This window comes from Streptomyces sp. NPDC051963, assembly GCF_044593495.1.
In the GTDB taxonomy this organism is placed as follows: domain Bacteria; phylum Actinomycetota; class Actinomycetes; order Streptomycetales; family Streptomycetaceae; genus Streptomyces.
The window spans coordinates 366,589-391,849 of sequence record NZ_JBIUCC010000005.1 but is presented as its reverse complement, the minus strand read 5'-3'; the positions used below and the strand labels follow the sequence as shown (position 1 = coordinate 391,849).

Genomic DNA, 25,261 nt, shown 5'->3' with positions numbered 1-25,261 from the left:
ATCACTTCTTTCCCAGTCTGCCCACCGCGGGGCGCAGCGGGACGTCGAGTGCGTCGTAGAGACCCGGTTCGGCCTCGACGAGCCAGTCGATCGCGTTCACCAGCCGGCCGACCGCCGTGGCGTTGCCGCCGGCGGCCCTGTTCTCTCCCTCGTCCGTGGCCTCGACCGTGACCTCTATGCGGGGGCGCCCTTCGATGATCACGCGATGCGCGCCCGCCCCGCCGTCGGGCGGTACCGGCCAGTCCGGGGCGCAGCCGGCGTGAATGCGGGTGATGTGCTCGATGACGATGCGGGGCTCACCCGCCACGATGCCCTGCACCTCGAAGCGCACCGCTCCCTGGGTACCGGCCGCGAACTCCCCCATCGTGGCGGTGACGACGGACGTTTCGAGCGGACGACGTTCCAAGGTCTCCTCGATGCGGTCCAGTTCGGCGCCCAGGGCCCGTGCCATCATCCGCAGCTGTCCACCCCAGATCATCGTCGGAATGCCCTCGGCGATCATCAGCGGCTGGTAGTCCAGCGGATGCCCCATACCGATCAGGTGGCGAACGGCTTCCTCCTGGTCGTAGGTCGAGTAGTCGAAGACCTCCTGGCAGCGGACGGCGTCGATGTCGGAGCCCAGCCCGCTGACCAGCAGCGGGAGCACGTCGTTGGCCCAACCCGGGTCCACACCCGACACGAACAGCGAACCGCCCCCGGCCCGGACGGATTCGAGCAGTACGTCGCGGATCTCGGGCGGCGCGTTCGTGCAGTCGTACATGCCGTACACGGACGGTGTGACGACCACCGCGCCGGCCCGGACCGCCCGGCCGATGTCCTCGATGGCGCCGTCCGGGCGCACGTCACCGGACGCCGCGTACACGACCGCGCGGGGGGCCCGGGAGAGAACCCCGTCCACGTCGTCCGTCGCCGTCACCCCGAGGCGCCGGTCGAGTCCGCCGAGTTCGCCCGCGTCCTTGCCGACCTTGGCGGGACTGGACACCAGCACGGCCACCAGGCTGAGCAGCGGGTGCGCCGTGACGGCCCGGATGGCCGCACGCCCGACGTTGCCTGTGCCCCAAACCACCGTGGGAATCATGGCCGGAGGGTAACGATGCACCCCAAAACTTCCCATAGCCGTGCACGAGGAATCCGGTCCCGGCGCCGGGTTCAGGACCCCGAGTCGGTGACCGAGAGGAGGCTGCCGATCTTCATGCTGGTGTAGAGCCACTTCGCGTCGGCCTGGTCCAGGCCGATCCAGCCGCCCTTGGTGCCGTACGTGGTGTCGACCTTGCCGTAGGCGAGGGGGAGGCCGACGAAGACCGGCTCGTCGTTGGCGTCGCGCAGTTCGACGGCGAGCGAGATCTCCGCGCTCTCGCGGGCTCCGGCGGTCGGGTCGGCGACGGCCAGCGCCTTCATGTCGTACCGCTTGAACACGCTCAACGGCCCCGCGAACCTGCGGCTGTCGGCGAGGCCCGAGGTGATCGGCATGACCCGGGACCCGACGGTCAGGGTGCGCCGCGAGATGTCGATCGTGCCGGCGACGGGCCGGGCGGGTGACTCCGCACCGGAGGTGACAGGGGGTGAAGGGGGCGACGGGACGGCGGGCGTGGCGGCCGGAAGCCGGCTCTGGGTCCCCTCCTCCGAGGAGTCCAGGTTCAGTGCGAGGGCCACCAGCGCGAGGGCCGCCGCACCCGCGGCCAGGGTGCCTGCCCTGCGGCGGCGTGCCCGGCGCACGGCACGGCCGCGGACCTCGGCGCCGGTGAGGACCGCAGGAGTCTCGTGCTCGGTGGCGAACTCGCGCAGTGCGGTGGAGAGTTCGGCGGAGCGTTGCGTGGAGGGTTCATCCGACACGGCCGCTCTCCTTTCGGACCGGACCGTGCGCCTCGGCCTCTTCGTCGACCGCCAGATGCTTCGCCAGCGCCGCCCGACCCCGGGACAACCGGGCCTTGACCGTCCCCACGGGCGCACCGGTCTCGGAGGCTACCTGCTCGACGGTCAAGTCACACAGATGGTGCAGGACGATCGCCATCCGCTGCGCCTTGGGCAGTTGGCGCAGCGCGGCGACGAGCGCCGTGCGATCGGGGCCGGGTCCCGGTGTGAACTCGGGTGGCGGAGTACGGCGCACCAGTTCCAGCCAGCGCTTGGCCCGGCGCCAGCGGCTGACCGCCAGGCGCATGGCCACCGTGCGTATCCACGCCTCGGGCGCCTCGTCCGCGAGAAAGCTCCCGCGCCGGTCCCAGGCCCGTACGAACGCTTCCTGGACCACTTCCTGCGCCTCCTCGCGGTCCCCGGTGAACGCGGAGAGCTGGCCGGTCAGACGGGGAAACGTGGCCGCGTAGAAAGCGTCGAACTCGTCCTCGGTCATGCCCTCACCGGAGTTTTGGATTCCCGTGCAACCCGGGCACCCCAGCGGTGCGTACAGGTCCCATAGGTCGCGTACATCGAAACACACCCCACAGGAAAGACGATGAACTCGAGTTCCGGGATCCATCGGTCAGCTCTCGTATGTCCGCCCCCACCCGCAGCCGTACCGGAGGACCACCGAAGTGCCGCACCCCCACGATGACTTCGCCGCATACGCGCAGACGGGCTGGCCCCGGCTGGTCACCACCGCGCACCTGCTCGCCGGCGACCCCCGCGAGGCGCCGGAACTGCTGCGGAAGGCGCTGGTGGGGGTGTGTGCGCGGTGGCGCCGGATACCGCGGGACGACGTGGACTTCTATGTACGGCGGTCCCTCGTCAAGGAGCATCTGCGCCGGGCACGCCGCCGCAGGACCCCGCCCCACGAGGAGTTGAGGGCCCTGTCCGCACGACAGCGGGCGGTGCTCGTGATGCTGCACTGGGAGGGCCTGAGCGAGACGGAGACCGCGCAGCTGCTCGGCTGCTCGGCCTGCGCGGTCAGAAGCCGGGCCCGGCGCGGACTGGCTCGCTGCGGGGGCGACGCGGAGCGACTGCGCGGGCTCTTCGCCGAGGCAGCCGACGGCGTCGTCCCGTCCGCCGCACCGCTCGGTGCGATGCAGCAGCGGGGCCGGACCCTGCGCCGCCGCCGTGCCGCCGCGGTCGCGGCCGTCTGCACCCTGCTGCTCGCCCCCGCGGCCGTGTTCGCGACCGACCGGATCATGGGCGACGGCGGCGCGGACGAGTCGGGCGCCACGGTCGTCGGCATGGCGTCGAGCCCCGTCCGGATCGTCGCGCCCGGCGAGCGGGTGGACGCCGTGCCGGGGGTGCAGGTCTGGCTGACCGCCGACGGCAGGCACTGGTCGACACCGCAACTGCCCAACCGGTTCCGCGGCCTGACCGAGGACGGCGCCGGGGGCGGGAAACCCGGTGTGACCGCTCAGCCGGAGCCGGTGGACAGCGCGTACTTCCTGTCGGGCGTCTACCACGGCCTCTCCGCCGACCCGGCCCTGGTCGAGGTCACCGTCGACGACAGCAGGATCACCGGCAGTGTCCTCACGCTGGCGGGCAGCCCGGGCTGGGGCGTCTGGTACGCGCGGGCACCGATGTCGGTGGCGGAACTGAAGGCGAGCTACGGCGAGGGCGGCGGTCCGACGGTCACGGTGTACGACGCGGCCGGCAAGGTCGTCGCACGGTCCGGCGCCGACGGGTGAAGCGCCCGATGCCCAGGAATCACCCCCCACCGGTGGCGCCCGCCACCACTGAAAGGCCTCCCGTGCACGAATCATCTGCCGGTCGGGAACCGCCCGCCCCGGCCCGGGGTTCGCAACGCGCGGCGGGCGCGCACCGCCTCCACCTGCGCATCCCGCTGCGTCTCCGCCGTAACCGGGGCCGTCTGCTGCGCTGGCTGGTCGGCGCCTTCCTGGGACTGATCGCGGTGCTGTGCACGGCCGCGGTCGTCGCGTACCAGCTGACGGGCATCCCCGAGCCGCACCCGGAGACCGTCACGCAGAGCACGGTCTTCATCGACGACCAGGGCTCCTACCTGGGCCGACGCGGACCCGTCGACCGCCAGGAGGTGTCCCTCTCGCAAGTCCCGCGGTATGTGCAGGACGCGTTGATCGCGGCCGAGAACCGTTCCTTCCGCACGGACGACGGGGTCTCACCGCGCGCCATCGCCCGCGCGGTGCTGGCCTCGCTGACCGGCGGTGAGCGGCAGGGCGGCTCCACCATCACCCAGCAGTACGTGAAGAACGCGCTGCTGAGCCCGGAGCAGTCGCTGTCGCGCAAGGCACGCGAGGCGCTGATCGCCATCAAGCTCGACCGCACCCGCTCCAAGGACGAGATCCTGGCGGGCTATCTCAACACGGTGTACTTCGGCCGGGGTTCCGCCGGCATCCAGGCGGCCGCGCGCAACTACTTCGGCGTGGACACCCGGAACCTGACCGTCTCCCAGGGCGCCGCGCTGGCATCGATCGTCAACATCCCCTCGTACTACGAGAAGGCGGGCTCCGACCCCAAGGTGACCGCGAAGCTCAAGGACCGCTGGGAGTGGGTGCTCGACGCGATGGCGGCGAGCGGCAGCATCACGGCGAAGCAGCGCGCCGAGGCCGCCTTTCCGGCGTTCCGTTTCTATCCGCCGGGTACGACCGAGGGACAACGGCAGTACATGATCGACGCGGCCGCGAAGGAGGCCGCCGACCGGCTCGGCATCACCGAGGACCAGTTGGCGCGCGGCGGCTACACCGTGCACACCACCTTCGACCTGGCGCTCCAGGACGCCACCACCGAACTGGTGAAGGACCTCAAGGGCCGCAAGGGCACCCGGCTGCACACCGCCGTCGTGGCGATCGAGCCCGGGGACGGGGCGGTGCGGCTGCTGTACGGGGGGTCGGACTACGCCCGGCAGCCGTTCAACGACGCGATGCGCGGCGCGGTGGAGGCGGGTACGGCGCTGGAGCCCTTCGGCAAGGTCCTGTTCGGCGCCCCGCTGGCCGACCTGCCGAAGACCGCCGCGCCCACCCCGCTGAAGCTGACCTCGGCGTACGCGACCGTGGCGGCAAGCGGTGTGTACGCGGCCCCGTACACGGTCACGAAGATCACCCGGGACGGGCGCCAGGTCTACTCCGCACGCCCCGAGACACAACGCGCGCTGGACGAAGGGGCTGCGTTCATGGTGAACGCCCAGATGTACAAGAGCGCGGAGCAGTCCAAGAGGGCCGGGGCATACGAGGCGTACGACGACGCGAGGATGTACAAGAAGGAGGTGCCGCCGACGGCCCCCACGGCCCGGACCGCCGCGCAGGCCTTCTTCACGGCCGGCGCGGGCGGCGGGACCACCCGCCGGACCGTGTGGTCCACCGCGCTGGACTCCCGGCTCGCCCTGACGGTCGCACTCTTCGCCGACCGGCCCGGCGAGAAGAAGAACACGACCGTGCCCGCTCAGCTGCCGAACGATCCGGCGCCGGTCGACACCGCGGAGGAGACCGTGGCCGAGATCTGGCGGCTGGCCACCACGGGGGCGGGATAGTCCCGCGGGCAGGCGGCGAGGACCTCTGCCGTACCGGTCTTCGCCTTGTCAGCGCTGGTCGACGAGGCCGCTCTCCCAGGCCCAGGCGGCGATCTCGACGCGGTTTCGGGCGGCGAGCTTGGTCTGCACGTTACTGAGGTGGGTCTTCACCGTGCCCACCGAGATGGACAGTCGGGCGGCGATCTCCGCGTTGGTGGAGCCCTTGGCCACGAGCCGTACGACGTCCGTCTCGCGTGCCGACAGTTCGGTGGGCCGGGGTTCGCGGGATCCGGGCGAGGCGGCGCCGGACAGCCCGCGCAGGAGGCGCAGCGTGATGGACGGGCTGACCAGGGCGTCTCCGGAGGCCGCCGCCCTGATCGCCTCGACAAGCAGCGCGGGGCCGGAGTCCTTGAGGAGGAAGCCGCAGGCGCCGTCACGCAAGGCCCGGTGGACGTCAACGACCTCATCGCCAACACCCTTGGCGGAATGGTCGGCTACCTGGTCATCCGCGCGGCGTCCCGCGTCTCGGCGACGGCCGGTATCGTGCGTGCCTTCGCCCTGCACGGCGAGCAGATAAGTGCAGGTCGCACACTTGCAGTAGAAGTTAGGTAAGCCTTACTATATCTACTCGCACCACTCAGGGCCCCGGCCGTCACACCGGTCGCCCGCGGCGAGCGCTTCACCGACGCAGCCTGGCCGGACCGCTGCCGGAACCGCTCAGAGGACCCGCACTTGAACCGCCCCACCTCTACCGCCGTTGGCCTGTACGACCCCGCCCGCGACCACAGCGACTGCGGCGTCGGCTTCCTCGCCCGCCTCGACGGGACACCGAGCCACGACGTCATCCGCAAGGGCGACGAGGCGCTGTGCGCCATCCCGCACCGGGGCGGCGCCTCCGCCGAGGGCGTCGGCGACGGCGCGGGGGTGAGCGTCGACCTGTCGGTGGAGTTCTTCGGCGCGATCACCGGCGAGGAACTGCGCGCCGGACACTTCGGCGTCGCCAACTGCTTCGTACCGACCGACGCCGTGCGGCGGGGCGGGGCCGTGGAGCTGGTCGGGCGCTGTATCGCCGAGCAGGGTTTCGAGACGCTGCTCGTGCGTGACGTACCCGTGGATCACTCCGTCGCGCGGCCCGCCGCCGAGGAGTGCCAACTGCCCATCGTGCAGTGGGTGTTCCGGGCGCCGGAGGGCTGGGAGCGGGCCGCTGTCGACGCCGCCGCCAACCGCGCGCTGCTCGCCGTCGAGGCCGTGGCCTACGCCGACGAGGCGTACGCCGGGCTGTACCCGCTGTCGCTGAGCGCGCGCACGCAGGTGCTCAAGGGGCGGCTGAACTCCGGGGAGATCGTCGGGTACTTCCGCGATCTCGGCGATCCACGCCACTCCGTCCGGTCGCTGTACTTCCACACCCGGTTCTCCACCAACACCGAGCCGCACCCCACCATGGCGCAGCCCTTCCGTCTCATGGCGCACAACGGCGAGCTCAACACCGACCGCAAGAACCGGCTCTCCGACGAGGCGCTCGCGCGGGCCCGCACCCGGAGCATCGTCCGCCCGCCGGGGCAGTCCGACTCCAGCCGCCTCGACCAGACCCTCCAGAGCCGGGTGTTCGACGACGGACTGGACCTCGTCGAGGCCGTCGTGTCGCTCATGCCGCCCGCCTGGGAGAACGACCGCACCCTGCCCGTCGCCGTCCGGGACATGCTGGAGTACTTCTCCCTCTACGAGGAGAAGAACGACGGGCCCGCCGCCGTCATCTTCAGCGACGGGGACGTCATCGGCGCCCGCCTCGACCGGCTCGGCCTGCGCCCGTTGCGTACCGTCGAGACCGCCGAGTACCTCATGGTGGCGTCGGAGGCCGGGCAGGTCGCGTTCCCCGACGACGAGGTCGTGCACCGGGGCCGTATCGAGGCCGGCGGCATGCTCGTCGTCGACCACCGCACCGGCAGCCGGATGCGCACCCGCGAGGTGCTCGACGCCCTCGCCGCACGCCGCCCGTACAGCGAACTCCTCGACGCGGCCCGGGTGAACCTCGACGACCTGCCCGCCCCCGACTACTACCGCGGCACGACCACCCTCGGCTACGACGGCGACCTCACCCTCGCCGGGCGGTACGTGGCATACGCACTGAACCAGGAGAGCTTCCGGTTCATGCTCGACCCGATGCTCGCCAACGGGTCCGAGCGGATCTCGGCGATGGGCTACGGCAACGCCATCAACGCGCTCAGCGACACCGAGGGCGGCATGGCGAAGTACTTCTCGCAGCGCTTCGCCCAGGTGACGAACCCGCCGCTGGACAGCATCCGCGAGGCCGACGGCATGAGCATGCGGGTCGCGCTCGGGCCCAAGCCCGATGGCACGGGGAGCGTCGGCGGGCGGCAACTCGTCGTCTCCTCACCCGTGTTGGGGCACCTCGACATGGTGCGGCTGCGGGACCAGCGGATCGTTCCGCTGGAGCGGTTCGACATGCTCTACGAGCCGGTGGGCGGGGACGAGACCGCCAACGCCGACGCGCTCCGGGCGGCACTGGAGCGGCTCTGCGACGACGTCGAGCGGTTCGCCGCGGAAGGGGGCGGCATCGCGGTCCTCACCGACCGGGCGATCTCCTCCACGCGCGCTCCGCTGCCCGTCGTCCTCTCCGTCGCGGCCGTGAACCAGCGGCTCATCGAGACCGGGCTGCGGCTGCGCGTCTCGATCGTGGCGGAGAGCGGGCAGCTGCCGTCGTCGCATCACGTCGCCACCGCGCTCGGCTTCGGCGCCTCGGCGGTCTACAGCCTCAGTGCGCGCCTGCGCGCCGAGGAGAAGCACCCGAGCGCACCCGCGCCCGCGGGTGAGGTCACCGGGACCGACCGGGCGTTGGCGCGGTTCCGGAAGGCGGCCGAGAAGGCCCTCGCCAAGACCATGGGGCGGGTCGGACTGTGTACCGCCGAGAGTTACATCGGCGGCGCCTTCTTCGAGCCCAACTACCTCGACACGCGCGACGACATCTTCGCGCGGGCCTTCCCGCACATGGAGGCGCCGGTCGGGGGCGTCGGGTTCGCGCGTATCGCGCAGGCCGCGACCGAATGGCACGAGCGGGCCCGTGCCGTGGAGACCGAGCAGCAGATTCCGCTGCTCGGGCTGTTCAAGGAACGGTCCGACGGGGCGGGGCACTCGTTCGGGGTGACGGCCGTGCGCGGGTTCGGCGACATGACCGAGGAACGGCCCGAGTTCGGGCGCCCCGACGACCCCGACGCGCTGCGCCTGCTCACCCTCGGGCAGCTCGACGACGCGTTCGGCATCACCGACGCCGCGTACCGGAACACCGGATACGACGCCCTCAGCGACGCCGAGATCGACGCGTTCCGGATCACGCCCGGGTACCGCGCCTTTCTGCGGACGACACATGAGGAGCGGTCGCGGCGGCCGGCCGCCCTGCGTGATGTGCTCGCGCTGCCCGCGGATGTCACCGGGCTGCGTACGGCGGAGGACTTCGCCCGTGAGCTGGGCCGGTTCTCGACGACCGGCAACGCGAGCGTCACGGTTCGGTGAGTGGTCGCGTCGGTCGTGGACGAGTCGACCTTCCGGCTGCGCCTCACCGGGGACGACACCGACCGACACACCGCCCTCGCCGAAGGACTCGCGCGCCTGGGGGACGTCCAGACCCTCGCCGTGAACGCCGACGGCATCGAGGTCTCCGCCACCGGCACCGCCGCCCGCCTCCTCGCCCTCCTGAGCAACGCCCCCGACAGCGTCCGACTCGCCGACGTCCAGCCCGCCCACGAGATCACCCGCGCCCTCGCCTCCGGCGCGATGAGTCACGGCGCGCTGGTGGCGACCGCACACGAGGCCGTCGCGCACGGCACGAACATGGTCGGCGCCATGTCGAACAGTGGTGAGGGCGGCGAGCACCACACCCGGTACGGCACCATCCGCGGCTCCCGGATCAAGCAGTTCGCGTCCGGCCGGTTCGGCATCTGGGCGGGCTATCTCGCCGACCCGATGCTGGAGGAGCTGGAGATCAAGATCGGGCAGGGCGCGAAGCCGGGCGAGGGCGGTCAGCTGCCCGCGCCGAAAGTGACGGTCGACATCGCGGCGGCACGCGGTGGGACGCCGGGCATCGAGCTGATCTCCCCGCCCCCGCACCACGACACGTACTCCATCGAGGACCTGGCCCAGCTCATCCACGACTGCAAGGCCGCGCGGGTCCGGGTGATCGTCAAGCTGGTGTCCTCGGAGGGCATCGGCACCATCGCGGTCGGTGTCGCCAAGGCCGGCGCGGACGTCATCAACGTCGCCGGGAACACCGGCGGTACGGGCGCCGCCGCCGTCACGAGCCTGAAGTACGCGGGCCGTTCGGCGGAGATCGGCGTCGCCGAGGTGCACCAGGCGCTCGTCGCGAACGGGCTGCGGCAGAAGGTCGTCCTGCGCTGCTCCGGCGCCCACCAGACCGGCGGCGACGTCGTCACCTCGGCGCTGCTCGGCGGCGACAGCTTCGAGTTCGGTACCACCGCGCTGATGATGCTCGGCTGCGTCATGGCGAAGAACTGCAACGTCAAGTGCCCCGCCGGACTCACCACCAACCCCGAGGCCTTCGAGGGCGATCCGCGCGCGCTGGCGCAGTACCTGCTCAACATCGCGCACGACGTCCGCCAGATCCTCGCCCGCCTCGGTCTGCGCTCCCTGCGCGAGGCGCGCGGACGTACGGATCTGCTGCAACTCCTCGACCACCCGGCGAGCGTGGGGCGGCTCGACGTCCGGCGCCTCCTCGCGCGCGTGCCGGAGAAGGTCGTAGCGAATCCGGAGTACCTGGAGAAGGACTTCACCACGGACGACGCGCTCATCGAGCGGGTGCGGGCGGCGCTGGTCGACGGACGCGAGCCGGGCCTCGCCATCGAGGGCATTCGCCTCGGCAACAGCGACAAGTCGGTGGGCGGTCAGCTCTCCATCGACGTCGAACGGCTGCTCAATCACCAACTCCCCGTCGAGGGCCCGGCGTTCACCACCGACGACCGCGGCCGCCGCCGCCTCGTCGACGACGCCGTCCGCATCCGCACCACCGGATCGGCCGGACAGTCGTACGGCGTCTTCTGCAACGACGGCATCACCCTCGAACACACCGGCACCGCCAACGACGGCGTCGGCAAGAGCCAGAGCGGCGGCCGGATCGTCGTCCGCGCCCCGGGCGGCGGCAGCCCTGAACCCGGCGGCAACGTGCTCGTCGGGAACTTCGCGCTGTTCGGCGCGACCGGCGGCCGTACGTTCGTGCAGGGCGAGGCCGGTGACCGGTTCGCGGTGCGCAACTCCGGTGCGACCGCGGTCGTCGAGGGGCTCGGGGACTTCGGCTGCGAGTACATGACCGGCGGGACCGTGCTGAACCTCGGCGGCTTCGGCAAGGGTCTCGGCAACGGCATGAGCGGCGGGTTCCTGTACCAGTACGACCCCTCGGGCGAGCTGGGCGGCCGGGTGAGCGCCGACTCGCTGCTCGTGTTCCCGGTGACGGACACCGGGCACGGCGCCTTCCACGAGGAGGCCGTACGGCTGCTGCTGCACTGGCACCTGGAGGCCACCGGATCCCCGCTCGCGGCCCGGCTGCTGGAGGACTGGGCGAGCGAACGGCGGCACGTGTACTGCGGGATGCCCCGAGCCCTGCTGCTGTACCAGGACGCCACCGAGATCCTCGCCGCGGCCACCCGCACCGAACTCCTCGACGAGCTGGCGACCTCGATCGCGACGGACAAGCTCCACTCCTTCAAGGTCGACTACCGCGACCGCCGCACCGTGCTCGGCGGCCGGGCCCCGGCCTTCGGCGACCAGGGCAGCGACGACATGTTCTCGCTGCTGTCGTCCTACACGGTGCTCGGCGCCGCGCAGGACCTGGCGCTGAAGCGGGTGCCGGGCGCGACCGGCCCGGACGACCCGCGCGTCGCCGAAGCCGTCCGCAACCTCGTCCTCACCGAGGACTTCTTCGTCAAGCAGCGGGTCGTGAAGTATCTGCGCGGCACGCTGGAACGGTTCGACGACGGCGAACTCGCCACGCTCATCGCGATCAAGCGCCTAGACGACTACAAGAGCGCGCTCCGGCAGCGCAACAACCTCAGCGTGGACGCCCCCGGCACCTACGGCTGGATCGCCCACCAGACCACGAAGAACGCCGGCCGCGTGCGCGCCGCCCGGTTCGACGAGCTGCTCGCGAACGCGGCGCTCGCCGACATCGCTGACATCGCGGGCCGCCGCGTCCCGCACGCCCCGACCGAGACGGTGACCGCATGACCCTCATGCCCCCGACCGGGTCCCTGATCCCGGCCGACGCGCCGTTCTCCGCGCAACAGGAGGCCTGGCTCGCCGGGTTCATCGCCGGCATCGCGGCGGCCGGACGCCGGGACACCGCGACGGCCGACGCGCCCGTGACGACGGTCGACGTCCTGTTCGGCACACAGACCGGGACCGCCGAGTTCCTCGCCGGCGAACTCGTCGCCGGGGCCCGCTCACACGGTCTCGGCTCCACCGCCACCGCCCTCGACGACGTCACGCCCGAGGGGCTCGCCGCGATGTCCCACGTCCTCGTCGTCACCTCGACCTACGGCGAGGGCGAGATGCCCGACAACGCCGGGCTGTTCTGGGAGGCGCTCCAGTCCGACACGACACCCCGGCTGGAGAGCCTGCGGTACGCGGTCCTCGGGCTCGGCGACCGGGGGTACGACGACTTCTGCCAGGCCGCGAAGCTCATCGACACCCGGCTGGAGCAGCTCGGGGCGGGCCGCTTGCACGAACGCGTCGACTGCGACGTGGACTTCGAGGAGCCCGCGACGGCTTGGACGGCGGCGGTGCTGGAGCGTCTCGTCGCGGAGACCGGGGCTTCCCCGGTACCCGCAGCAGGCGGGTCAGCCGTATCAGCCCCGGCCCCCCGCTCCCCCTGGAACAAGCGCAACCCGTACCGGTCCCGGCTCGCGGTGAACCGGCTTCTCTCCTCCCCGGACAGCGCGAAGGAGATCCGCCACTACGAGTTCGACCTCGGCGACAGCGGCATCACCTACGAGGCCGGCGACGCGCTGGCCGTCGTACCGCTGAACGACGAGACGCTCGTCGCCGCGCTCCTCACACACCTCGGGACGAGCGGTGACGAGGAGGCCGCCGAACTGCTGCGCACGGAACGTGAGATCCGCACCCCGTCGAAGGAGCTGATCGCCGACCTCGTCGAGCGGGCGCCGTCGAGCGAACTCGCCTCGGTCGTCGCGCACGGCGACCGCTCCGACCTCGACTCCTGGCTCTGGGGCCGGGACGTGCTCGACCTGCTCCGGGACGCCTGGTCGGCCGCACCGGGCCTGGCCGAACTGCTGCCGCTGCTCCGCCCGTTGCAGGCACGGCAGTACTCGATCTCGTCGAGCCCGCTCGCCCACCCGGACCGCGTCCACCTCACCGTCGCGTCCGTGCGGTACGGCAGGCACGGGGGCGTCGCGTCGACGTATCTGGCGGACCGGACCGGCGAGGACACGACCGTCGGCGTCTATGTGCAGCCGAACGCCTCCTTCGGCGTCCCGTCCGACGACGACGCCCCGATGGTCATGATCGGCCCCGGCACGGGCATCGCACCCTTCCGCGGCTTCCTGCACGAGCGCGCCGCGCGGGGCGCCTCCGGGCGCAACTGGCTGTTCTTCGGCGACCGGCACCGCGAGACGGACTTCGTGTACGAGGACGAGCTGACCGAGCTGCGCAAACGCGGCGTACTCACCGAACTCGACCTCGCGTTCTCGCGCGACCAGGCCGAGAAGGTCTATGTGCAGACGCGGATGCGGGAGCGGTCGCGCGAGCTGTACGGGTGGCTGGAGGACGGCGCGCACCTGTACGTGTGCGGTGACGCCTCCCGCATGGCGAAGGACGTCGAGGCGGCACTGCTGGGTGTCATCGCCGAGCAGCGCGGACGCGGTGACGACGACGCGGCGGAGTACCTCGCGGATCTGCGACGGGCGAAGCGCTACGTACGGGACGTGTACTGAGCATGACGGACCACGATCCCCATGGCTCCTGTGCGTTCGAGGGCTGCTGCGGCAGGCGGAACAGCCGTGTGCGGTTGATCGACTCGCGCATGCCCGAACTGGCCCGGTGCCTGACGCTCTTCCAGTACGTCCAGGCCGTCACCGGAGGGCCGGTCGCCCGGATCGACCAGGCCGGCAGTTACGCGGTGCCGAGCCTGCGCGGCGACGCCTTCGCCGTCCACCCGGGCTCGATCGCGCTGCGCATCGACGGTGACGGTGTCGCCTCGGCCGTGGTGACGCGGGACGAGGGCACCGGCGCTGTCGCCCTGCACCTGTTCGACGCGGACGGCCGGACCGTGCACCAGGGGCGGCTCCTCTCCGAGGGGGACCGGCTGCTGGTCGGGCTCGCCCGTACCGTCGAGGCGGGGGCGTCGGTCGCCGGTCCGTCCCCGGCGCCCGAGGTGCCCGCGTGGGAGAACGGCGACCAGCTCGCGCAGCTCGACGCGGTCCTCGCGGACGGCGGGGCGGCCCGGCGCCTGGCGTTCGACCGCTACCTCGGCGAGCACCGGCCGATCGACGTCGACGTCATAGCGTCCGTACTCGACCATGTGTGCTCCGTCGGACTGCCGGTCGGCGTCGCGGTGTTCGCCCCGTCGGCCATGCAGGCGTGCTGCGGCCGGGTGCACGTCACCGACCGGACCGTCGGTGGGCGGGTGTTCGCGGCGATCGCGGAGAGCTCGGTGGAGATCGACCTCGCCGGCGTCCGGGCCTGCCACCTCGTCCGCTCCACGGCCGCCCACGGCCCGACCTCGGCGCTGGAACTCGACGACGAGGACGGGCGCTGCGTCGCGGTCATCACCCAGTTCGGGATGGTCGGGGAGGACGTCCACGCGGCGTGGGAACACCTCGCGGCGTCACTCCCCGACGCCTAACCTGCCGGGCCGACCGACCGGTGATGGTGCCCTCACGGTCAGTGCCGAACAATCGAAGTGTGGACGGCCGCAGCCAACGGGACATCCGCTGGCGCATACTGGGGGCAATGACAAAGCCTGCCGCACCTAAGCGTCACTTGCCTACCAGCCCCTTCAAGGCCCCCGTCGCACCGGCTCTCAAGCACTTTGCCGTAGGCGACCAGGTCACGCACGACATCTACGGTCTCGGCCGGGTCGTCGGCATCGAGGACGGAGTCGCGGCACTCGTGGACTTCGGCTCGACGCAGCAGCGGATCCTGAGCCCGTACTCCAAGATGACCAAGCTGTAACGAAAGGAAGACCCTCTCATCGATCTGACCTCGCTGTTCTCCGCCCTGGAAGGGGCACCGCGCTCTGTCGCCACAGCGTTGCCGCCGCCGACGACCGACCCCTTCCAGGCCCCGGACTTCGGGGATGACGAGACCTCCGTGTTCGAGGACACGCATGGACACGTCTCCGGCACGGGTGCGGCATAGCCCCGGGCACACCGGGACCTATCTTGACCCCATGCAGTCCTACACAATCGGCCAGGCCGCACGACTCCTCGGCGTGAGTCCCGACACCGCACGGCGCTGGGCCGACGCCGGCCGGGTGGCCACCCATCGGGACGAGGGCGGGCGGCGCCTCATCGACGGCAAGGACCTGGCCGCCTTCTCCGTGGAGCTGGCCAAGGGCGGCGGCGAGGAGGACGTGTCGTACACCTCGGTCCGCAATGCCTTCCCCGGCATCGTCACGGCCGTGAAGCTCGGTGATGTCGCGGCCCAGGTGGAGATCCAGGCCGGCCCGCACCGACTGGTCTCGCTGCTGACACGGGAGGCCGTGGAGGAGCTGGGGCTGGAGGTCGGGGTGGAGGCCACCGCCCGGGTGAAGTCGACGAACGTGCACATCGACCGGGCCTGAGCGGGGCCTGTCCGGCTCACTTGGTGACCGAGTACGAATGCGCCCCCGTTCCCGCCAGTGCGCCGCCGTCCACGATCAGGTACTCGTCACGGATCGGGGTGCCCGCCAGCCAGGACTCGAGGATCTCGCGGGTACCGGCCGCGTAGCGGGCCTGGGCGGAGAGGGAGGAGCCGGAGATGTGCGGCGTCATGCCGTGGTGCGGCATGGTGCGCCACGGGTGGTCGGGCGGGGCCGGCTGCGGGTACCAGACGTCGCCCGCGTAGCCCGCCAGCCGGCCGCTGCGCAGGGCCCGGTCGACGGCGTCCCGGTCGGCGATCTTCGCCCGTGCGGTGTTGATGAGATACGCCCCGCGCTTCATCTCCCCCAGCAGCTTGTCGCCGAAGAGCCCTTCGGTCTCCGGGTGCAGCGGCGCGTTGATCGTGACGACGTCGCAGTGCGGCACCATGTCGGCGGCCGTCGGATGGAAGGTCAGGTCCAGCTCGCGTTCGATGTCCTCGGGCAGGCGGTGGCGGTCGGTGTAGTGCAGCTTCACGTCGAAGGGTGCGAGGCGGCGCAGGACCGCGAGGCCGATGCGTCCGGCGGCCACCGTTCCGACGTGCATGCCCTCGACGTCGTACGAGCGGGCCACACAGTCCGCGATGTTCCAGCCCCCGTCCAGCACCACCTGGTGGGAGGGCAGGTAGTTGCGGACCAGCGACAGCGTCATCATCACCACGTGCTCGGCGACGCTGATGCTGTTGCAGTACGTCACCTCCGCCACCGTCACGCCGTGCGCGATGGCCGCGTCCAGGTCGACGTGGTCGGAGCCGATGCCGGCCGTGATCGCCAGCTTGAGGTTCTTCGCGGCGTCGAGGCGCTCCGGCGTCAGATACGCCGGCCAGAACGGCTGCGAGATCACCACGTCCGCGTCGGACAGCTCCCGGTCGAAGACGGATGAGTCGCCGTCCTTGTCCGAGGTGACGACGAGCGTGTGCCCGGCGGCCTCCAGGAAGCGGCGCAGGCCCAGCTCGCCGGAGACGCTGCCGAGGAGGTGGCCCGGCGTGAAGTCGACGGCGGACGGGGTCGGGGTGGTCTGGCCGCCGGGGTAGTGGTCGATCGCGGGGAGGTCGTCACGGGCGTACGTGGTCGGGTATCCGTCGGTGGGGTCGTCGTACAGGACGCAGAGCACCTTTGCCATGGTCGCGGCTCCTCAATTCCGGTTACGGAAGGTGCACTTCACGATCCTCGCCGGAAACTCCGCTGGTCAAAGCGAACTTCGCTATGCCCGTATAGCGCACGGCTATCAGTGGTGGCCGGCCTCGAGATACGTCCGCAGCAACGCGTCCAGCGCCTCTCGTACGCCCGCCTCCCGCGCCACCGCCAGGAGCGCACCGGCCAGGACGGAGGGCGGATCGTCGGGGCCGGTCACCAGACCCACCCTCGGTCCGTGCGCGGGCCCCTCCAGCGGTACGACCCGCATCCCTTCCGGTACGCCGAACATGTGCAGCCACGCGTGCGAGATCACGCTGGACCAGCGGCCGCCCGGGAGGTGCGCGTACAGGCCGGCCACGGTGTCCGACTCGATCGCGGGAGCAGCGGTGGCGCCGTCGGCCGCGAAGCACTCGTCGATGATGCGCCGGTTGCGCATACGGGAGTTGAGCAGACACAGCGGAAGCGCGGCGGCCTTCGACCAGCTCGCCGTGGTGGCGTCACCGAGAGGGCCGGCGACCGGCGTCAGCAGCATGTACCGCTCCTCGTAGAGAGGCAGTCGGCGCACCCCGCGCAGGGAGTCGTCGTCGAGATACGTCATCGCCGCGTCCAGCTCGAACTCGGCCAGTCCGTGGGTGATGGCGGCCGAGGACAGCGACTCGATGCTCACCCGGGCGCTCGGATGGCGGTCGCAGAACGGTGTCGTCAGCAGGGAGGCGGCGGGCAGCGCGGTGGGGACCACACCGAGCCGGAGCGTGCCCGCGAGGCCGTCGCCCAGGGCGGACAGCTCCTGACGGAGGGCGTCACGCTCCGCGAGGATGCGATGCGCCCACGCCAGGACCACCTCGCCCTCCGGGGTCAGTCCCTCGTACCGCCTCCCCCGCCGCACGATCGGCACGTTCAGCTCGTGTTCCAGGCGGCGGATCGCCGCGGACAGCGAGGGCTGCGAGACATAGCAGGCAGCCGCCGCACGGACGAAGTGCCGCTCACGGGCGAGAGCGACCAGGTATTCCAGCTGGCGCAGTTGCATGCGTGGCCTCCCAGGCGTAACTCCCGTCCACGCGTATCACGTTGATGCCGCTGATGTGGCGGGCACCGCAGCGGTCCTGGGGCAGGACGAGCTGAGGGCCGGCCCGGTCCAGGGGGGTGTCGTCGATGGTGACGGCGAGGAGGACGGGGGCGCGGCCGAAGTCGGGGTCGATCTCCGCCCAGGACAGCAGGGCGTGGTGGCCGTCCGTGCCGGAGACCGCGATCAGGAAGCGCAGCCGGTCCTTGCGGCGGACGGGGTCGAAGCCGGGGCGGGCGTCAGCGAGGACGTCGTGCAGCAGGGGGCCGGTGAAGCGGTGGTGCTGAATGCCGCTGGTGGCGCACTCGAAGCTGACCTCGGCCCGGTGCTGCGGCCAGCCGAGCAGGTCGGGCACCGTCAGCCGGGACGGACGGGTCAGATCGCCGGTGAGGACGAGTTCCGCCACCGGACCGGCGGCCGTACTGGTGACTGTGCGGGATCGACTCACGGACCACCACCTCCCGGATGACCGTACCCGGACTCGCCTCCCGTACAAACGCACATGCCATCCACGTCGATCTCAGTTGCGGCTCATGCGAAGCGACAGAAGACTTTCCCCTCGCATCTGCGGCAGTATCATCAGCGCATGCACACCTACCGGATCGGGGACGCGGCCGCATTACTCGGGGTCAGCGCCGACACCGTGAGGCGGCTGGTCGACGGCGGGAGGCTCACCGCCGAACGCGATGAGCTGGGCCGTCGGATCATCCCCGGGCCGGCCCTCGCGGCCTACGCCCGGCGGATGCACCGTGCGGAACGGGAGTCCACCGGCTCCTCGGCCCGCAACCGCCTCTCCGGCATCGTCACCGACGTGATCCTCGGGGATGTGTCGGCGCAGGTGGAGATCCAGGCCGGACCGTTCCGGGTGGTGGCGCTGGTCAGCCGCGAGTCGGCTGAGGAACTGAAGCTGGAGCCCGGTGTTCCGGCGGTTGCCGTGGTCAAGTCGACCAACGTGGTCGTCGAGAGACCGTAGACGAGTCCTCGCGAGCGTTCGCGAGACCAGAGGGAGTGGACCCGTGATGACCCGTACCGCGCGCCGGACCCGCCGGACCCTGCAAGTGGCCGGTGCAGGCGCCGCCGCCCTGCTCGCCCTGAGCGCCTGCTCGTCGTCCGACGACTCCTCGTCGACGAAGTCGGACTCCTCCGCCTCGGCCTCCTCGTCGGACCAGCTGTCCGGCACGGTGACCGTGTTCGCCGCCGCCTCCCTCAAGGAGAGCTTCACGACCCTGGGCAAGGAGTTCGAGAAGGAGCACCCGGGCACGAAGGTCACCTTCAGCTTCGGCGGCAGCGACTCGCTCGCCGCGAGCATCACCGGCGGCGCCCCGGCGGACGTGTTCGCGTCCGCCAGCCCCAAGACGATGGCGATCGTGACGGACGCGGGCGACGCCTCGGGCACGCCCGCCACCTTCGTCCGCAACCAGCTGGAGATCGCGACTCTGCCGGGCAACCCCGACAAGATCTCCTCCCTGAAGGACCTCACCGACCCGAGCCTGAAGGTCGTGCTGTGCGACAAGGAGGTGCCCTGTGGCGCCGCCGCCCAGAAGGCGCTGGACGCCGGCAAGCTGAAGCTGACCCCCGTCTCCTACGAGCAGGACGTCAAGGCCGCCCTGACGAAGGTCGAGCTGAAGGAGGCCGACGCCGCCGTCGTCTACAAGACCGATGTGCACGCGGCGGGTGACAAGGTGGAGGGCGTGGACTTCCCCGAGTCGACCGACGCCATCAACGACTACCCGATCGTCCGGCTCAAGGACGCGCAGAACGCCGACGCCGCCAAGGCGTTCATCGCACTCGTGCAGTCCGCCGAGGGCCAGCAGGTCCTGAGCGAGGCCGGGTTCCTCAAGCCGTGACCCCGACCGACAAGCCCGACGCCGCGACCGACACCCTCCTGGGTGGGCCGCGGCGTCGGCGCGTCCGGGGCCGCGGCGCGCCGCTGCCTCTGCTGGTGCCCGCACTGATCGGCCTGGCCTTTCTGATCGTGCCGCTGATCGCCCTGCTCGTACGGGCTCCCTGGCGCAGTCTGCCCGAGCTGCTGACCAGCACCGAGGTGTGGCAGGCGCTCCAGCTGTCCCTGGTCTGCGCCACCGCCGCCACCGCAGTGAGCCTGGTCATCGGGGTGCCGTTGGCCTGGCTGCTGGCCCGGGTCGAGTTCCCCGGGCGCGGCCTCGTCCGGGCCCTGGTCACCCTGCCGCTCGTCCTGCCGCCGGTGGTCGGCGGTGTGGCGCTGCTGATGGCGCTCGGCCGCAACGGCATCGTCGGGAAGTGGCTGGACTCCTGGTTCGGGATCACGCTGCCGTTCACCACGACGGGGGTCGTGGTCGCCGAGGCGTTCGTCGCGATGCCGTTCCTCGTCATCAGCGTGGAGGGCACCCTGCGGGCCGCCGACCCGCGGTTCGAGGAGGCGGCGGCCACGCTCGGCGCCTCCCGCTTCACCGCGTTCCGCCGGGTCACGCTGCCGCTGATCGCGCCGGGCATCGCGGCGGGGGCCGTCCTGGCCTGGGCCCGCGCGCTCGGTGAGTTCGGCGCGACGATCACCTTCGCCGGCAACTTCCCGGGCCGTACCCAGACCATGCCGCTGGCCGTGTACCTGGCCCTCCAGAGCGACCCGGAGGCGGCCATCGCCCTCAGTCTGGTCCTGCTGGCCGTGTCCATCGCGGTGCTGGCCGGCCTGCGCGACCGTTGGATGACAGCAGGATGACCGAGCCCCACGACTCCGCCCACGAAGTCCGCGCCGTCCTCTCCGAGGAGGGCCTCGACGCCCACCTCGTCGTGGAGCGCGGCGCCTTCCGTCTCGACGTGGCTCTGACCGTCGCGCCCGGTGAAGTCGTCGCCCTGCTCGGCCCGAACGGCGCCGGCAAGACCACCGCCCTGCGCGCCCTCGCCGGCCTGACACCGCTCGGCGGCGGCCGGCTGCGGCTGGACGGCGCGGCGCTGGAGGATACGCCGCCCGAGTCCCGCCCGGTCGGTGTCGTCTTCCAGGACTATCTGCTGTTCCCGCATCTGACCGCCCTGGACAACGTGGCCTTCGGACCGCGCTGTCACGGTGCGACCAAGGCGGAGGCTCGGGCCCAGGCCGCCGAGTGGCTCGGCCGGCTGGGTCTCGCGGAGCACGCCGGCGCCAAGCCCCGCAAGCTGTCCGGCGGCCAGGCCCAGCGCGTCGCCCTGGCCCGCGCGCTGGCCACCAACCCACGCCTGCTGCTGCTCGACGAACCACTGGCGGCACTGGACGCCCGTACCCGCCTGGAGGTCCGCGCCCAACTCCGCCGCCACCTCGCCGAGTTCGAGGCCGTCGCCGTGCTCGTCACACACGACCCGCTGGACGCCATGGTGCTGGCCGACCGGCTGGTCGTCGTCGAGCACGGCAAGGTCGTCCAGGAGGGCACCCCGTCGGACATCGCCCGGCACCCCCGTACCGACTACATCGCCCAGCTGGTCGGGCTGAACCTCTACCGGGGCGAGGCCGAGGGCCACACCGTCCGCCTCGACGCGGGCCCGCCCATCACCACCACCGAGGACCTGGCCGGCCCGGTCTTCGTGGCGTTCCCGCCGAGCGCCGTCACCCTCTACCGCGACCGCCCCCAGGGCGCCAGCGCCCGCAACCTCTGGCACTGCGAGGTCGCGGGCCTGGAAACCCACGGCGACCAGATCCGCGCCGACCTCACCGGCGAACTCCCCCTGGCCGCCGACCTCACCACGGTCGCCGCCGCCGAACTCGACCTGCACCCGGGCGCGGAGGTCTGGGCGACGGTGAAGGCCACGCAGACGCATGCCTACCCCGTCTGAGATCCGTACGTATCGCCACCACTGAGGACCCCGCCGACCTCACCACGGTCGCCGCCACCGATGCCGCGGACCGCATGATCCGGCCAATCCGGCTCGCGTCAGGCCGGCGACCGGAACTTGTCAGGTTGGTGCGTTTGCATGGTCACGACTCCGTTCCCCCCACCCCGAGGAGTGCCATGACCGACGCCCTGGTCGAGACCGAGACGGTGGACGAGGCCGTTCCCGGCTTTCCGATGCCCCGGGCGGCCGGCTGCCCCTTCGCACCGCCGCCTCAGATGCTGAAACTGCACGCCGAGAAGCCGGTCTCCAAGGTGCGGTTGTGGGACGGCAGCACGCACTGGCTCGTCACCCGCTACGCCGACCAGAAGGCCCTCTACGGCGACCGGCGCCTCAGCGTCGACACCACCCGCCCGGGCTTCCCCTATCTGAACGAGGCGTTCCGGGAGACGGCCGCCAAGACCCCGCCGTCCTTCCTCAACATGGACGACCCCGACCATGCGCGCATCCGCCGGATGGTCACCGCCCCGTTCGCCTACAAGCGCATCGAGGCCATGCGGCCCGCCATCCAGCGGATGACCGACGACCTCATCGACACCATGCTGGCGGGCCCGAAACCGGTCGACCTGGTGGAGGCGCTCGCGCTGCCGCTGCCCTCGCTGGTGATCTGCGAACTGCTCGGCGTTCCCTACGCCGACCACGACTTCTTCCAGCGCAACAGCAAGGTGGGGCTCCGCCGCGATGTGACGGCCGAAGAGGTACGGGCCGCCAGCGGCGCGCTCTTTCAGTACCTCGACGCCCAGCTCGACGCGAAACTCGCCGACCCCGCCGAGGACCTGCTCTCCGAGCTGGCCGCCCGGATGCGGGCCGGTGACCTCACCCGCCACGAAGCCACCATGCTGGGTGTCCTGCTGCTCGGCGCCGGGCACGAGACCAGCGCCAACATGATCGCCCTGGGCGTCCTCGCGTTCCTCGAACACCCCGACCAGCTCGCCGTCGTCCGTGACACCGACGACCCGAAGGTCCTCGCGAGCGCGGCGGAGGAGATGCTGCGGTATCTGACCGTCGTCCACAACGGCCAGCGCCGCCTCGCCCTGGAGGACCTGGAGATCGACGGCCGGCTCGTCCGGGCCGGCGAGGGCGTCATCATCCCGGGCGCCACCGGCAACTGGGAGGCCGGCGTCTTCCCCGACCCCGAGCGGCTCGACGTCCACCGGGACGCCCGCCACCACATGGCCTTCGGCTTCGGCATCCACCAGTGCCTCGGCCAGCAACTGGCCCGGCTGGAACTCCAGATCGTCTACGGCACACTCTTCCGCCGCATCCCCACCCTGCGCGCGGCCGCCGACCTGGACAAGATCCCGTTCAAGGACGACGGCATCGTCTACGGCGTCTACGAACTGCCGGTGACCTGGTAGTACCGCGTAATTCATGGTCAGAATTTCAGCGGCTGGGCATCTTAATCCGATGCATAAAATAATCACCGCAGGCCAATATTCCCCCGAATGCCCGATGCCTTGCTCCCTCGGATGCTCGTTAGGTGGACGTGACTTGGGAGGAAAGGCATGCAGAAGAGGCTCACCCGCACTGTTCGGACCTGTTTGAGGACTTCCTCGAAGCGATCAGCAGTATCAAAAGTGAATATCTGCGGGCTACGCTGGACGGGCTTGACACCGCCACCACGATCCACACTCCAGTCCGAGGCTCGCACTCTGGATGAAGCGTCCTGAGCCGCGGGAGGGAGTGATCAATGGACAGGCTTCAGGACGACAACCTGCTGTATGCGGTCAACCAGGGCCCTGACGACACTCAGCCGCTCAACGCCCAGCACATGTGGCATATCCCAGACCCGATGATCTCGTCGGGCGGCTGGGATCTGGACCAAGAGCTGGCGCAGATGCTGAACACGACGCCGCCCAGCGTGGTGGACCCCGTCCCGCCCCCGCTGGACAGCCACAGGCGCCCGCGCCGCCCGGTGAATCGCAGGCGGCCCCGGCCGGGAGTCCAGCTCTTCACCAGAAACCCGCGGGTCGTCACGGTCACGATCCTGGTGGCCATGATCACCATGTGCGCGGTGACGATGCTGTACTGGTCCATTTCTTATTCGTACGACCAACTGCGCACCATTGCACTGCTGGTGGTGTCCGAGAACTTGGCGCAATGGTGGCCGCTGACGGTGTACGGACCGTGGCTGGTGGCGGGTTTATCGATCTTGCGGGCATCCGTTCAGCGCCGGACCGCTCGGCGGTCCTGGGCCGTGATGCTGATCTCCTCCAGCACGGCGGTAGCGCTGTGCATCGGCCAGTCACCGCATTCTCTTCTCGCGATGGTGATCGTCGGGATTCCACCGATCACCGCCCTGGTGTGTTTCCGTGAACTCGTCGGCCAGTTCTCGAACCGGGGACCGAAGCATGCCGCCGACACCGTGAACGGGCCCAAGCAGACACGGCCGTAGCCGAGCAGGCCACGCCGAGCCGGCGACGCCGAGTCAGCTTCGCTGGAAGAACTCCACCTCCGCCAGGGCCAGATGACGGCCGGGCGTCAGACCGACGGCCGAGCGCAGCACCAGACGTACCTTCCGCACATCGCTGTACCCGGTGGCGATCGTCTGGTCGCCCGGTTTGTCGCTGAGGGTGAGCTCCTTCTTCTGCGTGGTGCCGTCCTCCGCCGTCACCTCCAGGTCCACCTGAAGCGCGCGTGCCTGGAGGGCGTACTCCTGCGGCTCCTTGGACGCGCCGTTGGTGATGATCACGTCGACCAGCCGGAACGGCTTCTTGAAGGTGTACGTCACCGAGGCGCCCGGCCCGGGCGCGCCCCAGTAGCGGTTGCTCAGCCCGTCCATGGTGTTCTTCGCCGGGTGACCCGGCACCGACGCGCTCGCCGCGATGTCCATCGGTGTGATCGGCTTGGCCTTGCCCAGCTTGTCCCGGGTGTCCTCGATCAGCGCGCGTCCGGCCGGCAGCAGCAGGAAGCCGCCCGCGCACAGCGCCAGCACGACGAGCAGGATCACCAGGAACCGCGTCATCCCACCCGAACTCGCCCGCACCCGGCGCCGGAACGGCCACACCGTCCGCCACCACGGCAGCGGGGCGGCCTTCGCGGCGGGCCTCAACTCGGCCGCACACCGCCGACAGAACCGACGCCCCGGCTGGTTGGCCGTACCGCACGCGGGACAGGGGAACCCCGTCCCCTCGTCCGTCACCTCCACCGGTCGCACGACGGGCCGTGGGGCCACCGCCTTCGCGGGCCGCACCGGCACGATCGCCTCCGGCGGCGATGCGTCGGGGGTGGGGGTGATCGGGGATCGGGGGCGCGGTATCTCTGGGGTGGGGGGAGTGGGTGCAGCTGGTGCGACTGGCGGGACGGGTGGGGTGCTGGGGGCTCGGGGTGCGGTGGGTGTGGACGCGGGGGGCGTGGTCGGCCGCTCAGGGGGTGTGCTGGGCGGCGCGGGAGGCGTGGTGGGTGGCGCGGCTGCGTTGTCGCCGGTGGACGCGCTGGTGGCGTCGGCGGCGGTCGTGGCTGCCGTTCCAGGGGCGGACGCGTGGTTGGAGTCGCCGGTGGTCCCGCCCGTGGCGTCACCCGTTGTGGAGTCGCCGGTGGTCCCGGCCGCAGCGTCGCCGGTCGTTGAGTCGCCGGTCGGTACGCCCGTGGTCTCGGCGCTGGAGTCAGCGGTCGTCTCGCCGGGGGTCGGGGCGTGAGCCGGGGGCGGGGGCGGGGAGTTGGGGTCGTCCGGGTCGTCGGTGTCGGCGGAGGGTGAGTCCGTGGACTGCCTCCTCGGCTCGCTGCGGCCGAGGCCGGTCAGGCGGGTGCGCAGCGACGGGGTGCGGGGGCGCTCAGTGGACCCGGGCTCCGCTGCCGGGGGCGGGGGTGTGGTCGGGGCCGGCGGCTCCGGTGTCGTGGGCGCGGGCGTGCTCGGGGCCGGTGTGGAGTCCGACCAGCCCAAGTACGCGCCGCAGTTGCCGCAGAAGTCGTCCGTGGAGCCGTTGGACGCCCCGCACGCGGGACACGCGCGCATGAC

At 71.3% G+C, this 25,261-nt stretch carries 22 protein-coding genes and 1 pseudogene; 15 read left to right on the top strand and 8 right to left on the bottom strand.

Annotated elements, in window-relative coordinates; genetic code table 11:
* Position 1: 1 nt before the first annotated feature.
* The 3 genes from ACIHFB_RS22515 to ACIHFB_RS22505 all read right to left on the bottom strand — a co-directional run bounded on the left by ACIHFB_RS22515 (position 2) and on the right by ACIHFB_RS22505 (position 2,347).
* Entirely contained in the window at positions 2-1,078 is a 1,077-nt protein-coding gene (locus ACIHFB_RS22515) for a dihydrodipicolinate reductase (protein ID WP_400127702.1), read from the bottom strand.
* Between the two features lie 71 nt (positions 1,079-1,149).
* Entirely contained in the window at positions 1,150-1,833 is a 684-nt protein-coding gene (locus ACIHFB_RS22510; protein ID WP_365272265.1) for a hypothetical protein, read from the bottom strand.
* Entirely contained in the window at positions 1,823-2,347 is a 525-nt protein-coding gene (locus tag ACIHFB_RS22505; RefSeq protein ID WP_365272262.1) for a SigE family RNA polymerase sigma factor, read from the bottom strand. Before ACIHFB_RS22505 ends, ACIHFB_RS22510 begins: the two co-directional genes overlap by 11 nt.
* Before the next feature lie 181 nt (positions 2,348-2,528).
* Here ACIHFB_RS22505 and ACIHFB_RS22500 point away from each other — a divergent pair, with 181 nt between their 5' ends.
* Together ACIHFB_RS22500 and ACIHFB_RS22495 are read left to right on the top strand one after the other, a co-directional pair.
* Positions 2,529-3,593, top strand: a complete 1,065-nt coding sequence (locus ACIHFB_RS22500) for a sigma factor-like helix-turn-helix DNA-binding protein (protein WP_400127701.1) — start codon at positions 2,529-2,531, stop codon at positions 3,591-3,593.
* Between the two features lie 62 nt (positions 3,594-3,655).
* Entirely contained in the window at positions 3,656-5,410 is a 1,755-nt protein-coding gene (locus ACIHFB_RS22495) for a transglycosylase domain-containing protein (RefSeq protein ID WP_400127700.1), read from the top strand.
* 48 nt (positions 5,411-5,458) lie between these two features.
* Here the strand turns inward: ACIHFB_RS22495 and ACIHFB_RS22490 are convergent.
* A pseudogene (locus ACIHFB_RS22490) lies at positions 5,459-5,842 on the bottom strand (LuxR C-terminal-related transcriptional regulator); the annotation flags it as partial.
* Here ACIHFB_RS22490 and ACIHFB_RS22485 point away from each other — a divergent pair.
* From ACIHFB_RS22485 to ACIHFB_RS22455, 7 genes are all read left to right on the top strand, one after another.
* The gene (locus ACIHFB_RS22485; RefSeq protein WP_400127883.1) at positions 5,837-6,001 is read left to right on the top strand and encodes a hypothetical protein; all 165 of its coding nucleotides are present in this window, start codon (positions 5,837-5,839) and stop codon (positions 5,999-6,001) included. The pseudogene ACIHFB_RS22490 and the gene ACIHFB_RS22485 overlap by 6 nt on opposite strands.
* A gap of 120 nt (positions 6,002-6,121) precedes the next feature.
* Positions 6,122-8,917 carry a glutamate synthase central domain-containing protein gene (locus tag ACIHFB_RS22480; RefSeq protein WP_400127699.1) on the top strand — a complete coding sequence of 932 codons (2,796 nt, stop codon included), beginning with the start codon at positions 6,122-6,124 and terminating at the stop codon, positions 8,915-8,917.
* A complete protein-coding gene (locus ACIHFB_RS22475; RefSeq protein ID WP_400127698.1) occupies positions 8,918-11,638 on the top strand; it encodes a glutamate synthase-related protein in 2,721 nt (906 codons plus the stop codon).
* Positions 11,635-13,362, top strand: a complete 1,728-nt coding sequence (locus ACIHFB_RS22470; RefSeq protein WP_400127697.1) for a sulfite reductase flavoprotein subunit alpha — start codon at positions 11,635-11,637, stop codon at positions 13,360-13,362. The genes ACIHFB_RS22475 and ACIHFB_RS22470 overlap by 4 nt, the downstream gene beginning before the upstream one ends.
* An 89-nt stretch (positions 13,363-13,451) precedes the next feature.
* Positions 13,452-14,273, top strand: coding sequence for a hypothetical protein (locus ACIHFB_RS22465; RefSeq protein ID WP_400127696.1), 822 nt, complete (start codon positions 13,452-13,454; stop codon positions 14,271-14,273).
* 107 nt (positions 14,274-14,380) lie between these two features.
* A complete protein-coding gene (locus ACIHFB_RS22460) occupies positions 14,381-14,602 on the top strand; it encodes a hypothetical protein (protein WP_365272246.1) in 222 nt (73 codons plus the stop codon).
* A 217-nt stretch (positions 14,603-14,819) separates the two neighbouring features.
* A complete protein-coding gene (locus ACIHFB_RS22455) occupies positions 14,820-15,212 on the top strand; it encodes a helix-turn-helix transcriptional regulator (RefSeq protein WP_365272243.1) in 393 nt (130 codons plus the stop codon).
* 16 nt (positions 15,213-15,228) lie between these two features.
* Here ACIHFB_RS22455 and ACIHFB_RS22450 read toward each other — a convergent pair whose 3' ends face one another.
* The 3 genes from ACIHFB_RS22450 to ACIHFB_RS22440 form a co-directional block, all read right to left on the bottom strand.
* Positions 15,229-16,389 (bottom strand): NAD-dependent formate dehydrogenase, encoded by a 1,161-nt coding sequence (locus tag ACIHFB_RS22450; protein ID WP_365272240.1) that lies wholly within the window; start codon positions 16,387-16,389, stop codon positions 15,229-15,231.
* 105 nt (positions 16,390-16,494) lie between these two features.
* Entirely contained in the window at positions 16,495-17,430 is a 936-nt protein-coding gene (locus ACIHFB_RS22445; RefSeq protein ID WP_400127695.1) for a LysR family transcriptional regulator, read from the bottom strand.
* Positions 17,387-17,914: a molybdopterin-dependent oxidoreductase gene (locus tag ACIHFB_RS22440; RefSeq protein ID WP_365272235.1), complete on the bottom strand. Its 528-nt coding sequence runs from the start codon at positions 17,912-17,914 to the stop codon at positions 17,387-17,389. Before ACIHFB_RS22440 ends, ACIHFB_RS22445 begins: the two co-directional genes overlap by 44 nt.
* Before the next feature lie 138 nt (positions 17,915-18,052).
* On the opposite strand from ACIHFB_RS22440, the gene ACIHFB_RS22435 reads away from it, so the two are divergent.
* The 6 genes from ACIHFB_RS22435 to ACIHFB_RS22410 all read left to right on the top strand — a co-directional run bounded on the left by ACIHFB_RS22435 (position 18,053) and on the right by ACIHFB_RS22410 (position 23,698).
* Positions 18,053-18,439 carry a TOBE domain-containing protein gene (locus ACIHFB_RS22435; RefSeq protein ID WP_365272232.1) on the top strand — a complete coding sequence of 129 codons (387 nt, stop codon included), beginning with the start codon at positions 18,053-18,055 and terminating at the stop codon, positions 18,437-18,439.
* Positions 18,440-18,485: 46 nt separating this feature from the next.
* Complete coding sequence (modA, locus tag ACIHFB_RS22430) at positions 18,486-19,313, top strand: molybdate ABC transporter substrate-binding protein (RefSeq protein WP_365273393.1); 828 nt, start codon at positions 18,486-18,488, stop codon at positions 19,311-19,313.
* Positions 19,310-20,161, top strand: a complete 852-nt coding sequence (gene modB, locus ACIHFB_RS22425; protein WP_365272229.1) for a molybdate ABC transporter permease subunit — start codon at positions 19,310-19,312, stop codon at positions 20,159-20,161. The genes modA and modB overlap by 4 nt, the downstream gene beginning before the upstream one ends.
* Positions 20,158-21,246: an ABC transporter ATP-binding protein gene (locus tag ACIHFB_RS22420; protein ID WP_400127694.1), complete on the top strand. Its 1,089-nt coding sequence runs from the start codon at positions 20,158-20,160 to the stop codon at positions 21,244-21,246. Before modB ends, ACIHFB_RS22420 begins: the two co-directional genes overlap by 4 nt.
* Before the next feature lie 176 nt (positions 21,247-21,422).
* Positions 21,423-22,661, top strand: coding sequence for a cytochrome P450 (locus tag ACIHFB_RS22415; RefSeq protein ID WP_400127693.1), 1,239 nt, complete (start codon positions 21,423-21,425; stop codon positions 22,659-22,661).
* A 332-nt stretch (positions 22,662-22,993) separates the two neighbouring features.
* Complete coding sequence (locus ACIHFB_RS22410) at positions 22,994-23,698, top strand: DUF2637 domain-containing protein (RefSeq protein WP_365272221.1); 705 nt, start codon at positions 22,994-22,996, stop codon at positions 23,696-23,698.
* 33 nt (positions 23,699-23,731) lie between these two features.
* Here the strand turns inward: ACIHFB_RS22410 and ACIHFB_RS22405 are convergent, their stop codons facing one another.
* Positions 23,732-25,258, bottom strand: a complete 1,527-nt coding sequence (locus ACIHFB_RS22405; RefSeq protein WP_400127692.1) for an NADase-type glycan-binding domain-containing protein — start codon at positions 25,256-25,258, stop codon at positions 23,732-23,734.
* Between the last annotated feature and the right edge of the window lie 3 nt (positions 25,259-25,261).

What these genes read in the sequence shown, in the direction of transcription:
- ACIHFB_RS22515 (WP_400127702.1), bottom strand. Translation starts at nt 1,078, where the DNA reads ATGATTCCCACGGTGGTTTGGGGCACAGGCAACGTCGGGCGTGCGGCC.
- ACIHFB_RS22505 (WP_365272262.1), bottom strand. Translation starts at nt 2,347, where the DNA reads ATGACCGAGGACGAGTTCGACGCTTTCTACGCGGCCACGTTTCCCCGT.
- ACIHFB_RS22470 (WP_400127697.1), top strand. Translation starts at nt 11,635, where the DNA reads ATGACCCTCATGCCCCCGACCGGGTCCCTGATCCCGGCCGACGCGCCG.
- ACIHFB_RS22465 (WP_400127696.1), top strand. Translation starts at nt 13,452, where the DNA reads ATGCCCGAACTGGCCCGGTGCCTGACGCTCTTCCAGTACGTCCAGGCC.
- ACIHFB_RS22460 (WP_365272246.1), top strand. Translation starts at nt 14,381, where the DNA reads ATGACAAAGCCTGCCGCACCTAAGCGTCACTTGCCTACCAGCCCCTTC.
- ACIHFB_RS22455 (WP_365272243.1), top strand. Translation starts at nt 14,820, where the DNA reads ATGCAGTCCTACACAATCGGCCAGGCCGCACGACTCCTCGGCGTGAGT.
- ACIHFB_RS22450 (WP_365272240.1), bottom strand. Translation starts at nt 16,389, where the DNA reads ATGGCAAAGGTGCTCTGCGTCCTGTACGACGACCCCACCGACGGATAC.
- ACIHFB_RS22445 (WP_400127695.1), bottom strand. Translation starts at nt 17,430, where the DNA reads ATGCAACTGCGCCAGCTGGAATACCTGGTCGCTCTCGCCCGTGAGCGG.
- ACIHFB_RS22435 (WP_365272232.1), top strand. Translation starts at nt 18,053, where the DNA reads ATGCACACCTACCGGATCGGGGACGCGGCCGCATTACTCGGGGTCAGC.
- modA (WP_365273393.1), top strand. Translation starts at nt 18,486, where the DNA reads ATGACCCGTACCGCGCGCCGGACCCGCCGGACCCTGCAAGTGGCCGGT.
- ACIHFB_RS22420 (WP_400127694.1), top strand. Translation starts at nt 20,158, where the DNA reads ATGACCGAGCCCCACGACTCCGCCCACGAAGTCCGCGCCGTCCTCTCC.
- ACIHFB_RS22415 (WP_400127693.1), top strand. Translation starts at nt 21,423, where the DNA reads ATGACCGACGCCCTGGTCGAGACCGAGACGGTGGACGAGGCCGTTCCC.
- ACIHFB_RS22410 (WP_365272221.1), top strand. Translation starts at nt 22,994, where the DNA reads ATGGACAGGCTTCAGGACGACAACCTGCTGTATGCGGTCAACCAGGGC.
- ACIHFB_RS22405 (WP_400127692.1), bottom strand. Translation starts at nt 25,258, where the DNA reads ATGCGCGCGTGTCCCGCGTGCGGGGCGTCCAACGGCTCCACGGACGAC.